Origin of the sequence: Microcystis sp. 49638_E5 (assembly GCF_021300285.1) — a bacterium.
Classification (GTDB): Bacteria; Cyanobacteriota; Cyanobacteriia; order Cyanobacteriales; family Microcystaceae; genus Microcystis; species Microcystis aeruginosa_C.
This window is the reverse complement of sequence record NZ_JAJTDH010000019.1, coordinates 14,173-26,436: the sequence shown is the minus strand read 5'-3', so window position 1 is coordinate 26,436 and position 12,264 is coordinate 14,173. Positions and strand designations below refer to the sequence as shown.

14 protein-coding genes and 1 riboswitch are annotated in these 12,264 nt (G+C 42.6%); of the genes, 3 read left to right on the top strand and 11 right to left on the bottom strand.

Features of this window, described 5'->3' with window-relative positions; all coding sequences use genetic code 11:
* Positions 1 to 42: 42 nt before the first annotated feature.
* From hypB to LW728_RS07895, 4 genes are read right to left on the bottom strand one after another with little or no spacing between them, the layout of a single operon-like run.
* Positions 43 to 732 carry a hydrogenase nickel incorporation protein HypB gene (gene hypB, locus LW728_RS07910; RefSeq protein WP_287766113.1) on the bottom strand — a complete coding sequence of 230 codons (690 nt, stop codon included), beginning with the start codon at positions 730 to 732 and terminating at the stop codon, positions 43 to 45.
* A 58-nt stretch (positions 733 to 790) separates the two neighbouring features.
* Positions 791 to 1,147 (bottom strand): hydrogenase maturation nickel metallochaperone HypA, encoded by a 357-nt coding sequence (gene hypA / locus LW728_RS07905; protein ID WP_002731704.1) that lies wholly within the window; start codon positions 1,145 to 1,147, stop codon positions 791 to 793.
* A gap of 15 nt (positions 1,148 to 1,162) precedes the next feature.
* Positions 1,163 to 1,519, bottom strand: a complete 357-nt coding sequence (locus tag LW728_RS07900) for a hypothetical protein (RefSeq protein WP_287667454.1) — start codon at positions 1,517 to 1,519, stop codon at positions 1,163 to 1,165.
* Between the two features lie 51 nt (positions 1,520 to 1,570).
* Positions 1,571 to 2,749: an agmatinase family protein gene (locus LW728_RS07895; RefSeq protein WP_287766111.1), complete on the bottom strand. Its 1,179-nt coding sequence runs from the start codon at positions 2,747 to 2,749 to the stop codon at positions 1,571 to 1,573.
* Positions 2,750 to 2,817: 68 nt separating this feature from the next.
* A riboswitch (guanidine-I (ykkC/yxkD leader) is annotated at positions 2,818 to 2,952 on the bottom strand.
* A gap of 501 nt (positions 2,953 to 3,453) precedes the next feature.
* Here LW728_RS07895 and LW728_RS07890 point away from each other — a divergent pair.
* Both LW728_RS07890 and LW728_RS07885 read left to right on the top strand, forming a co-directional pair.
* Positions 3,454 to 3,663 (top strand): hypothetical protein, encoded by a 210-nt coding sequence (locus LW728_RS07890; protein WP_002760925.1) that lies wholly within the window; start codon positions 3,454 to 3,456, stop codon positions 3,661 to 3,663.
* Entirely contained in the window at positions 3,660 to 3,914 is a 255-nt protein-coding gene (locus LW728_RS07885; protein WP_002760924.1) for a type II toxin-antitoxin system RelE family toxin, read from the top strand. Before LW728_RS07890 ends, LW728_RS07885 begins: the two co-directional genes overlap by 4 nt.
* A 187-nt stretch (positions 3,915 to 4,101) precedes the next feature.
* Here the strand turns inward: LW728_RS07885 and LW728_RS07880 are convergent, their stop codons facing one another.
* The 6 genes from LW728_RS07880 to LW728_RS07855 form a co-directional block, all read right to left on the bottom strand.
* Entirely contained in the window at positions 4,102 to 5,067 is a 966-nt protein-coding gene (locus LW728_RS07880; RefSeq protein ID WP_002803658.1) for a permease, read from the bottom strand.
* Between the two features lie 282 nt (positions 5,068 to 5,349).
* A complete protein-coding gene (locus tag LW728_RS07875; RefSeq protein WP_287667458.1) occupies positions 5,350 to 6,687 on the bottom strand; it encodes an anthranilate synthase component I in 1,338 nt (445 codons plus the stop codon).
* Positions 6,688 to 6,814: 127 nt separating this feature from the next.
* Complete coding sequence (locus LW728_RS07870) at positions 6,815 to 7,192, bottom strand: hypothetical protein (RefSeq protein ID WP_002801269.1); 378 nt, start codon at positions 7,190 to 7,192, stop codon at positions 6,815 to 6,817.
* 36 nt (positions 7,193 to 7,228) lie between these two features.
* Positions 7,229 to 8,947: an ABC1 kinase family protein gene (locus tag LW728_RS07865; RefSeq protein ID WP_287667460.1), complete on the bottom strand. Its 1,719-nt coding sequence runs from the start codon at positions 8,945 to 8,947 to the stop codon at positions 7,229 to 7,231.
* 171 nt (positions 8,948 to 9,118) lie between these two features.
* Positions 9,119 to 9,802 carry a Uma2 family endonuclease gene (locus LW728_RS07860; RefSeq protein WP_287667462.1) on the bottom strand — a complete coding sequence of 228 codons (684 nt, stop codon included), beginning with the start codon at positions 9,800 to 9,802 and terminating at the stop codon, positions 9,119 to 9,121.
* Positions 9,803 to 10,318: 516 nt separating this feature from the next.
* Complete coding sequence (locus tag LW728_RS07855; protein ID WP_287766110.1) at positions 10,319 to 10,558, bottom strand: hypothetical protein; 240 nt, start codon at positions 10,556 to 10,558, stop codon at positions 10,319 to 10,321.
* Positions 10,559 to 10,566: 8 nt separating this feature from the next.
* On the opposite strand from LW728_RS07855, the gene LW728_RS07850 reads away from it, so the two are divergent.
* Positions 10,567 to 10,833: a glutaredoxin family protein gene (locus LW728_RS07850; protein ID WP_002750529.1), complete on the top strand. Its 267-nt coding sequence runs from the start codon at positions 10,567 to 10,569 to the stop codon at positions 10,831 to 10,833.
* 223 nt (positions 10,834 to 11,056) lie between these two features.
* Here the strand turns inward: LW728_RS07850 and LW728_RS07845 are convergent, their stop codons facing one another.
* Positions 11,057 to 12,238, bottom strand: a complete 1,182-nt coding sequence (locus LW728_RS07845) for a serine hydrolase (protein WP_002801264.1) — start codon at positions 12,236 to 12,238, stop codon at positions 11,057 to 11,059.
* Positions 12,239 to 12,264: the final 26 nt, after the last annotated feature.

The following is a 12,264-nucleotide window of genomic DNA, read 5'->3' as shown; positions in this document are numbered from 1 at the left end:
ACAGCTAGTAAAACAGAAATAAATCTCAAAAACTGTTACTGATTAACAATTCAAAAAACTCGGTCTATTGACTTGGCTTTTTAGCCAATTTAACCAGTCTTCTAAACCTTCTCCTGTTTGAGCAGAAAGAGCAATAATCTTTACATCGGGATTCATAGAACGAACATTTGCCTCTAAACGTTTTAAATCAATCTCTAAATAAGGAGCCAGATCTAATTTGGTAATAATCAGACAATCCGCTTCTTGAAACATAATTGGATATTTAAGGGGTTTATCTTCTCCTTCAGTAATACTTAATAGAGCAACTTTAGCGTGTTCCCCTACCTCAAATTCGGCGGGACAAACTAAATTTCCCACATTTTCCACCAACAATAAATCAAACTCTTTGGGGTTATAATCTTCTTTGAAACGATGAATTCCCCCGGCTACCATTTTGGAATCTAAGTGACAGGAGCGACCAGTATTAATGGCAATCACGGGAACTCCATATTGTCTCAGGCGCTCTGCATCTAGTTCTGTAGTCATATCACCTTCAATAACAGCCATTTTTAATTGATCTTTTAAGGCTGCGAGGGTTTTTTCCAATAACACAGTTTTACCCGCACCTGGACTACTCATCAGGTTTAAACAGGTAATGCCCCACTCGTCAAAATGTTCCCGGTTGTGATCGGCTCCTGCTTGATTGGCATGAAGTAGATTAATTTCTAGGGCTGCGTCAAAAGTTTGGTGCATTTTAGTTGAGAATGAATAATTGATCATCGAACTTGTAGAAGCGATCGCCCAACTTTGTTTAAGAATCTAAAGAATATTCAATGTGGTCAATTTTTAACTCTCGACCTGAACGAATATCCTCCATCGGCGATCGACAAGTTGGGCAGGAATATTGCTGGCCAATTTGGGGTTTATAATCCTTTTGGCAGCAATGACAATAAGCAATTAGGGGAATATTTTTAATCGCTAATTCCACGCCAGCCAGAAAAGTATTGGCAGTTTGAACTTCAAAGGCAAATTGTAAACTGACCGGTTCGACACAGGTAAATTCACCAACCATGAGATGAATTTTTTCAATTTTGAGCTTTTCAGGTTGACTATCATACCAATCTCGAACTGTCATAATTAACGCCTTGGTCATATCAGTTTCGTGCATAATATGCTGAAGTGGCTACTCCTTTTCTACTCTCTCTAGCTGCATTTTTTGGGCAATTTCGGTCGTTAACTCTCCTTTGTTGTTAGCGTTTAAAGAACAAATTAAAATAGTTAATCTGTCTAAATTTTCATTAGTCATCCAATCCATTAAAAATCCAAGATAATTCTGAACACTTTTTTCTGCTTGTTTGCGACTTTTCCAGACACGCGCCATTGACAAGTCATTAGTAATACCAGCAAAAGGTTCATCTGATTCATCTTGATCAAGATAGGGCAAAGCATTTTCAGCAGCAGCATAAATTTTAGGATCAGATACTAGAGTTAAAACGTAACCTAACCTTTTGTTAATAGGAGTTCCAAATCCTTTGGCCATCGGTGTTTCTTCGCGAATGTGTTACCTCTCTAATTATTGCTGCTTTTGTCCTTAAATCCAAGGTTCATCAACCTCCATATTGGCATCAGAATGAATATAATAGGGCTTTTCTTTACGGGGTAATTGACCTGAAATAACCAGATGGGCCATGGCATCACAAATAACACGGGTAGCCATCAAAGAGGTCATATCACTAATATCGTAGGGAGGGGAAACTTCCACCACTTCCATACCACAAATGGGAGCTTTTTGGATAATTTTACCCAATAAAGCTAAGGCTTCACGGGGTAATAACCCGCCCGGTTCCGGCCAACCTGTACCGGGGACAAAACCGGCATCAATGCAATCAATATCGAAACTAATCCAAACGCAATCCGTACCATCTAAAGCTCGTTCTAAGGCAAATTCGGCGGCCGCATCAATGCCTCGTTCTACAATGTCGGTGACGGTCAAAATATTAGTGGCCCGCTCGCGGCAAACTTTAACACCTTGACGGGGAACTTGCCAACCACCAATCCCTAATTGGACGAGATTTTTAGCAGGAGCATTTTTCATATTGGTGGCATGAAACCAGGGGCAAGTGTGCATCCGTTCATCTAAATCCGTTTCCTGGGTATCCACATGGCGATCAAAGTGAATAATACCGACTTTTTTATCCCCTAAATGCCGACAAATACCCCGCACTGTCGGAAAACCAATGGAATGATCACCCCCTAAAATAATCGGCAAGGCGCCGGAACTAAAGACATGGGCAACCCCCTTAGAGATTTGATCAAAGGACTTTTCATTATTAGCAGGAATGGTGAAAATATCCCCCAAATCACAGAGCGTAATTTGTTCGCGCAGATCTACCCCTAATTCAAAATTGTAGGGCGTATAAAGGGCCGAAATCCGCCGAATTCCCTGGGGTCCAAAACGAGTTCCGGGTCGGTAAGTTGTCCCCGAATCATGGGGAACACCGACGATTGCCACGTCATAATTGCCCACATTCCGCACATCTTCCAAATAGGGGGCCTTCATAAAGGTGTTAATTCCCGCATAGTGGGGTAACTCACCCCTGGAAAAGGTGGGAATACTGCGATCGCGAATACTATCGGCCGCCTCTAAACCGTAGGTTAACCCCTGGGAAACTTCCTGTTGCCAACCGGTTAGGGGCAAATGGCGTTCTTTTTCTAGGGCCTGTTGAGCTTCGGTTAAATGCGGGGGTTGAAAAGTAGATTCCTCGGACATCATTTCACCTCAAAATACAATAACCCAGGAGTCTTCAAAGACACTGCCTCAAAACAGTTATCCTTAAAGTCTCCCGGGCTTTTATCCCGCCGTGTAGCCAGCTTAGACGGAAAAAATGTTTGATCCGCTCATTTAAGACTAGCTTGCTCCTCTCGGACCTGACATTTAAGCACGCTTAAATCGGAACCCTAGAAGCAATTTCTTTGACCTTAGACGATCTCAATCCCAAAAACAGTATCACAGACTACATAAAAGGGGATTTTTCCCGCTTTAGATAACTTCAATAAAAAGCGACGGATTTGATATTATAGGGACTTTTGGATATATTATCAGAAGACTATTCCAGGTCAACCTTATGGAGAATTATAGGAGTATATTCTGGCAACTCCGGCAAGCAGAATCAAGATAGAGTTTAAATGCTTGGGAAAATAGGGCTTGTAGGCGCACGGCTTTTCCATTATGAATATAGTATCATGTCAAGAGGCTTTTGTCAAGAGAAAATTTGACAAAATCCAGAAAAACCTAGCCGATTGTAGGGGTAATTCATGAATTACCCCTACACCTATTACCTAGTCCAGTAACCCACCACCTATCATCGACTATGATTGGAATGATTGAATGATGGACTATGATGGAATTAATCACTGATAACTGATTACTGCTCACTGATAACTGATAACTGATGACTGATAACTGATAAAGCTATGACACTCAAAGAACAACTAATTAAAGAAATCGAGCAGACACCTGACACCCTTTTGACTGAATTACTTGACTTTTTGCTCTTTATCAAAGAACGACATACTGCAATAGAAATTACAGAAGAAGAGCAAGCTAACATAATCGCTTCTGAATCAGCTTATCAAGCAGGAGACTATCTAACCCTCGAAGAATATGAGGCAACTCAAGCGTGAACTACAGAGTTATTATTCCGAAACCAGTTCAAAAACAACTAAACAACTTACCCAAACAACAACGCGAACGCTTAATTACTGCCATTAGACTACTTACCGATACACCTCGTCCTAGCGGAGTCAAGAAACTCAAAGGATATGATGACACCTACCGAATTAGAATAGGGGATTATCGCATCATTTACAAAATTCAAGATCAAGAAATGCTGATTATCATATTGAGTAGTATTCATCGAAAAGATGCTTATTGAACCTCTAGGTAGGTGGGTGGAGTGAGAACTATAAAACTATGTTGTCGCAACTCCAGCAAGCAGAATCAAGATAGAGTTTAAATGCTTGGGAAAATAGGGCTTGTAGGCGCACGGATTTTCCATTATGAATATAATATCATGTCAAGGGACTTTTGTCAAGAGAAAATTTTTTTGACCCGGAAGGAATTCAACCTAGATAAAAACTGAGGATCAGAGCCACTAAAAAAGTCATTAACAGGCATAAAATTCCGAAATAAAGGACAATTTTAGGACGGAAAGCTGATAGGAGGAGGATAAAAGCTTTAATATCAATGAGGGAAGCGACCAGTAAAAAAGCTAGAGTGGAACCGACGGACAGATTAGTAATTAAAGAACCGGGGACAAAAGTGCTAAGACTGGCATTAACAGCGAGGGTGAAACCAAAGAACAACTGCACGAGAATTTGAGTAGCGGGAGTATTCCCCCAGGCAATTAATTGACTCTGAGGTAATAATAGCTGAAAGACACTAGCGATCGCACAGCCTATAATTAATAATCCCCCTAATTCCAGCGCTTCATCGATAAAGTTATCAAGAAATAACTGCACAGAAATTGGCCAAGCTTGCCTATCTCTAGTTTTATACTCATAAACAAGACTGCCGACTCTTTGCAGGGGTTGACTGGCTGCTTCCTCCGGTAAAAAACTACCAGAAAGAACTAAACTCGATTCTAGGGGAATTTCACTATCGGTGCGGGGTTTTTCCCGATAGAAACTAAAGAGAGTGCCGATAAAAATTGCCATTAACCACACCGAAAGCGATCGATAGAAGAAAATACTAGAATAGGTGAAAGTCTGCCAAGTTAGCCAAAGAGTGACGATATTTAGGGTAGGTGCAGCGGTGAGAAAGCTAAACACCACCCCTGGGGGTACTCCCTCTAATAAGAATCTTCTAGCGACGGGAATCGTGCCGTATTGTCCGACGGGTAAGATTAATCCGATTGTACTGCCGACGATCGCTCCTAACAGTCGATTACGGGGAAATATCGCCGCTAATCGCTGTTTATTGACGAAAACCAGCAAAAAACTGGAAACGGCTGCCCCCAAAAGTAAAAAGGGAAGCGAGGTCAAGAATAAACTAAGAAAAAAAGTAACAGCGATAGAAATTTGATTCATGAATAGGGTTCAAGATCAGAAGCTATCCTACAAAATAGCAGATAAGGTAAAAAGTAAAAAGATCGGTTTTAGATGCAACAATAGGTAGCTGGTTATAATTAAATTAAACATGGATTTTAGGTTCGATCCCCCCTACCCCCCTTGATAAGGGGGGAAGCCGAAGGCGGGGGGATCCCCCTTGATAAGGGGGGTGCCGATCCCCCCTTAGTCCCCCCTTAATAAGGGGGGCATCTGATAATTTTTAATGCCTACCTACTTAGGTGAGTTTGTTGAAATCAAAAATTAAAAAGAACGTAAAGCGATTAATTGTGCCTCAGCTTTATGAAGGGATTCTAACCATTCTTTTTCGGGATCGCTATCGGCAACTATTCCCGCTCCCACCTGTCCCCAAACGGTGTTTAAATTCCCTTGATTAGTCATTAATAGGGTACGGATGAGAATATTCAAATCTAAATGACCTCTGCTGTCAATATAGCCACAGGAACCATAGAATAAATTGCGTCGCACTGGTTCCAATTCTTCGATAATTTCTAGACAACGAACTTTCGGACAACCGGTAATTGTTCCCCCGGGGAAAAGAGCTTTAATTAAATCAATAGCATGATACTTTTTATCTAATTTTCCTTGAACATTACTGACCAAGTGCATAACATGACTATAACGCTCGATCGTCAGTAATTCATCCACATCAACCGATCCCCATTCACAAACTCTACCCAGATCATTACGTTCTAGATCCACTAGCATAATATGCTCGGCGCGCTCTTTTTTATTAGTTAATAGTTCCTCGGCCAATTGTCGATCGAGTGCCTCGGTTTTACCCCGGGGACGAGTTCCAGCGATCGGTCTAGTGCTGGCTATTCCTCTTTCTAATTTGACCAATCTTTCGGGAGAACAACTAATCATTTCTCCCCAAGGGGTGCGCCAATAACTAGCAAAAGGAGAAGGGTTTATCTGTTGTAAACTGCGATAAATTTGCCATCCTTTTGCCCTAGTTGTGCTTTGAAATCTTAGGGATAAATTTGCTTGAAAAATATCACCTTTTCTGATATAATCTAACGCTTTTTTAACAGCTTTTTCGTAGTCGAGTTGAGAAGTATAAAAGATTAAGGGAGAGGGATGAGGATCGATCAACTCAAAATCGGGGTTAGTGGTTAAAGATTGTTCGTATTTATCTAAATCTTCGGGTTTAGTGGCAGCTAACCAGAGAATTTGTGCTTGGTGATCGAGAAGGGCAAAACTATCCGGTTCATACCAATAAGCGATGGGAAAAGGGAGAGTATCAGCTTTCCTGTCGGGTAATTTTTCTATTTCCCAAGCTAAATCGTAGCCTAACCACCCCAACCAACCGCCATGGAAGGGAAGATGATCGGGAAGCACATCCGATCGAGTTTGGGGGAGTAAACTGCTTAAAAAGGGGAAAATTTCCCCTAGTGCGGGGGTCCAAAGCTGACGCGGGGAACCAGCACAAAGAGAGTAACGGGAGAGGGAATTACCCGGATAGGGACTTTCTAGTAAGGTAGCGATCGCATCTTGGGCGAATAAGCAGGCAAAAACCTCGGAACCGGTGCGCTGATGCAGGGGTAGCGATCGCCAATGCCATGCTAAAGGTTTTTGCATCTAATTGCGGGCCAAAATAGCTGGTAAATTGGGTATAACTAGGGTTTTGGTGTTAGTTGTGGGGAAGTTGCTCTTTCCTATCTGCTAACACCGATGATCTTAGTCCTAAATGTTTGCTGCCTCCCAATTATCCCCGATAATCGAGGTCAATTTCTTTAGAACCGCCGCGCTGTAATTGGCCTAATAATTCCCCTAACTGACTCCAAACCAAACCACCGATAAAGATAGTCATCGGGAGAGAGATAGCGTAGGCAACCCAACCATTGAGAATAAATATATCTAATCCCGAGGCAAGGAAAAGACAGATTCCTACACAAATACCAATAAAAGGAATTTGTAAGGAACTGGATTTTAAAAGATTTTGATCGTCCGAACCCTTATTTTTATACCAATTGTTAACCACTTGCTTGAGACTAGCTTCAAAAGCGGCCCCGCAGGTAATACCGATAAATAAACCGGCAACAACCAGAAAATAGGGCGGTTGGGGCAGAAAATAATAATCCATAGAAAAAGTGATTAACCGATGTTGACCTTAAACACTCTAACGCGAACTGGTTTCTCGCGGAACGACAGCGGCCACACCTTGGGACGATAATTCCCGAAAAGCGCTCATGGCCACATCCAAGAGTCGCCGCGGTTGCAATTCTCCTTGAATTAAACTCCAGAGACGTTGCACTTCGGCCGTGTGGAGACGGTCATCTTCCGTCAAAGCTAATAGCAATTGACGACGCAGATAACGACCTTCTTCCGAGAGAAGAAAAGTGATGCCTAATTGCGCTGTGGGCAGTAAATCGAAGTTACTTTCCGATCGAGCCATTGTAATCATGTTTTCTAGGCGTTGCCACTGAAATTTACCGTCTTTGAACAGTACATCCAGTAAACGCCGGCGCAGTTGGGGCGATTCCCCGGTCAGGAGACGTTTAGCGACGTAGGGATAGGCCACTTGGACGATTTTGAAGTTAGGATCGAGGGTGAGGGCTGCCCCTTCTTGGGTGACGAGGGAACGAATAATCAGGGCGAATTTGGCGGGAATCCGGAAGGGATACTCGTACATCAATTCGGAGAAATCATCGGTAATGGTGCGGAAATTGAAGTCACCGACCCTTTGACCGATGGCATTGCCTAAAACTCGTTCTAGGGCGGGAATAATTGGTTTTATATCGGTTTCTGGGGTTAAAAATCCCAGTTTGACAAAGTTGCTGGCTAGGTTTTCGTAGTCTTTGTTAATTAAATCGACGACGCAACTAGCGAGGGTTTCTTTAGTTTCCTCCTCTAACTGATCCATCATGCCAAAATCGATATAGGCCATGCGACCATCAAAGGTGGCGAAAAGATTACCCGGATGGGGATCAGCGTGGAAAAAGCCGTGTTCGAGGAGTTGCTGCAATCCAGAGGTTACGCCGATTTTAACGATATTATTGGGGTCTAATCCTAAAGCTTTGATTTTCTCGGTATCGGTGAGTTTATAGCCATCAATCCATTCCAGGGTGAGGACGCGGCGACCACTATAACGCCAGTAGATACTGGGAACTTTAACTTCGGGGTTATTTTGGAAGTTGGTGGCGAATTTTTCAGCGTTGCGACCTTCGTTTTGATAGTCGATTTCCTCAAAGAGTTTGGTTCCGAATTCATCGACAATCAGGGTGAGGTCGTGGCCGAGATTGAGGGGTAATAAACGACCGAATTTTTGGGCAGCCCAGCGCATTAGGTATAAATCAAGGCTTAAAAGCGACCGCAGCCCGGGCCGTTGCACTTTAACGGCTACTTCTTCGCCGGTGGGGAGAATAGCTTTGTAAACCTGTCCTAAACTAGCGGCAGCTACCGGGGTGGGGGATATTTCTCGATAGGCTTTTTCTACAGGCATCCCCAATTCTGTCTCGATAATGGCAAAAGCGATGTGGTTATCGAAGGGGGGAAGTTGGTCTTGCAGTTTAACTAATTCGTCTAAAAAGTCTTTGCGAACGAGGTCGGGACGGGTAGAGAGAGCTTGACCGACTTTGATGAAGGTGGGACCCAAACGGGTGAGAATTTGCCTAAGTTCGCTGGCACGCCGGTATTTATTGGCTTCTTCTTGCTTTGTCCATTTGTCCCAGAGGAGACTGAGCAGAAATAATCCTAAAGACCAAATAATCACGAAAGCGCGACCGAACAATTGCCAAGGTTTGTAACGGTATTGTTGAGCGATCGCTTCTGCACTGTAAGGAGTGAACTGTGTTTCTTCTCGTTTCCGGTCAGTTTGACTGTCTTGATGCCGACTCACTAGCTAATCTCTATATATCTTACGCCACTTGATATTGTATCTAAGTTCCTGACATCAGTATACAAAACTACACATTATTTAATAATTGTTATAATTCCCTGAGAAATTATAAGTATTTATAACTAGACTGCTGGGGTGAGTTGGGCAACCCTAACACCCCCAACTGGATATTTAAGCAATTTCATCGGGATTAATGCCCAATTCTCGCAGCTTTTGGGCTAATTTTTCCGCCCGTTGTTGTTCTCTTTCTTTGGCTAATCTTTCCTGTCGGGCTGACTCTTGAGGGGTGGGAACCAATTCACCCGATTCGGTGAAATAGCGCAATTTATTGGCAAAAATCCCTAAATATAATCCTAGTTGCTTACTCCATAAATAACCATTTTTATTGGGGGTAATCGGTTGGTATTGTCCCTCGATTAAAGTGAATCCTTGCCATTCTAAAGTATTAGGATCAAACAAAAAATATTCAGGAGTCCGGAAAGTATGCTGATATAGTTCCTTTTTGGCTTTTCTGTCCACATTAGCGGTGGAATCGGAGAGAATTTCGATGATTACATTGGGATATTTACCCCCTTCTCCCCAGACGACCCAACTTTTTCTGAGACGTTTCTCCGTATCTAAAACTACGAAAAAATCTGGTCCACAAAAATCTCGCTGTTTCAGTTGTCTTTCGTTATAATAAATAGTCAAATTGCCCGAGGCATAGTAATCGTTTCTATCTTGCCAGAGCCAATCAAGACAAGATAATAATAAAATAATTTGTTGTAAATGCAGATCACTTTCCAAGGGTGGTTCATCACTCCATAAATCGGTGGGAGGACAGACAATATCGTTAGCAATATCTAGGGTTGTCATCGTTTATAAACCCATTGAGTCAATTTGGGGTGATTCTAGCAACAAGCCACAATCAATACAATTATATTATAAGTCCGATCGTTTTGCTTGGGGTACATCTCATTTTTGTAAATCGACTAAGTTGCGATTTTTAAGGGGAAACTTTCTCCTAAAATCGGCCGTTACTTTCGGTTTTATCACTCAATCCAAGCTTTTGGGGGGTAGAACCCCCCAAACCCCTAGGGTTGATTCATAGTAGGGTTGATTCATGAATCAACCCTACCGCGCATTAGTTTTTCGGTGAGATGCTTACACGCGATTGTTCATATTTTTGTACCAATTTAAGAGTCACTGATAATTGCTAATTGTCGGTATTTCTGCAAATATAGGATGCATTCCTTAATCTTCCGCTCGGACCTAGGGAGATTTTTGTCAAGTCTGAACTCGAATTAGTTAACAATTTGGTGAAGGTGAATCAACGAGAGCCGTTAATCTTTATTAAGGGGGATTTGCCCTCAATTCCCTTAGTTGAAGGACTTATAAAAACCAGAAAAAAGCAACTAAAATAACAGTGAGAGTGGCGGCAAAAATGAGAGCGTATTCAATTTTTTGATTGATAATACCAATAACCATGACTACGGTAATTGCCAAAAGAAACACACCGATATAGACTAGATATTGACTACCTGAATTAACTAAATTATTATTTAAAGTCGGTGTGGGTGTGGGAGTTTGTAGAATTGTTGATGAGAGACTAATCGTGGAGGTAATGAACATAAATATTTATGACTACCATAGAACTAATTTTATACAGTAAACCAGACTGTCATCTTTGCGAAGGGTTGCTAGAAAAACTAGAAAAAATCCGTCAACCAGAGTGGCAGTTAGAAATTAGGGACATTACCAGTCGAGAGGATTGGTTTAACGCTTATCAGTACGAAATCCCCGTCCTCTGTCAAAAACTAGCCACGGGGGAAAAAATCCTTCCTCGTCTTTCCCCCCGGGCAAATGCCGAACAATTGGCCCGTCTTTTAGCCAATAATTTAACCTAGGGGCTAATTAGGGTTTGCTTAATAAATCTAAAAACCTTGTTGGATAAGACTTTTAGACTTTTTTTCCCTCAAAAAGTGCCAGCCATTGCGGGGATCGGGGGCAAAATTCAGCTACTTTTTCCCTGAAAATTAGGTAATTGACCACCTGAAAATGGGTAAAACCCCACACCCCACACCCCACACCCCACACCCTACCCCCACGAAAAACTTTTTGCCGCAAACCCTAATTACCCGGACTAGGAATAACGACCGGACTAGGAGAGGGAGAAGATTGGGCGACCGGTTGCGGTTTGGCTGGGGGTTGAGTTTGATACCATTTAAAGTGTTGGTAGGCCGTGCGCGATATTTGTTGAATCAGAGTCCTAGCGTTACTATCATTGTGGGGACGTTTGACCATCACTGCTCCTAGATAGCGTTTCCCGTTGGGCATATCAATAATCCCCGCATCCGCTAACATCGAGCCAATATCACCGGTTTTATGGGCAATATCGGCGGATTTCTCGATACCTTGGGGCAGCAGGGTGCGAGTGCGCGTTTCCTGCATAATATTCAATAGACGATCTCGGGAACGTAAACTGAGTAATTCCCCTTGATTAACTTTTCCTAAGATTGTCACCAAATCTCTCGGACTTGTGGTATTGGTTCCTTCCAAATCAGGTAAAGGGTTATTAATTACCGTACTGGTCAAACCCCAAGCTTGAAAACGCTGATTAAGAGCCTTTTTGCCTCCCATGCGCTTAATTAACATATTAGTAGCGGTATTATCGCTAATTACGTTCATTTTAGTGGCGGTTTCTAGGGCAGTATAGGTTTTATTCGCTCCTAGATACTGCATATCCCCGGACCCACTGGCCATGACATCCTTAGTGGCCACAAGGGGTTCATCGAGACGAATTTTTCCCGCATCCACATCCTCAAAAAAGGCCACCAGAATCGGGATTTTAATCGTACTAGCGGCGGCAAAAATAGTATCTCCGCGAAAATTAGCGTAAGCACCGTTATCGAGGTCAATAAATAAAGCTCCCGCCTGTAATTTCGGATATTTGACCGCTAAAGCCTGTAATTTCTGGTTGAGGCTGCTGAGATTTTCGTTTAAAACTAACGTGGTCGGTTTCGGGGTGACGGGTTGGGGAGTCGGGGAATTAGTAGCGGTGGGTTTTGGGTGTAGGGGTAATTTGCTCGGATCCACCACCGTTAAAACCGTACCAGCGATCGCACCTAAACCGACACCAAGGATAGAGAAGCGAAGAACCTGAAGGAGAAAAGAGGCGATTAGGTTAGGTTTACGCTGTTTTTGCGACTTTTTAACTGGTAAAGACCTTTTTTTATTGTTTGAGTCCATAGACTTAGGGGACCCAGGGCCGGATTGGACTTTAGTGGGACGACGAGTTACTTGACGAGTCACGGTTTTCCTCAAGGGTATCCAGATTT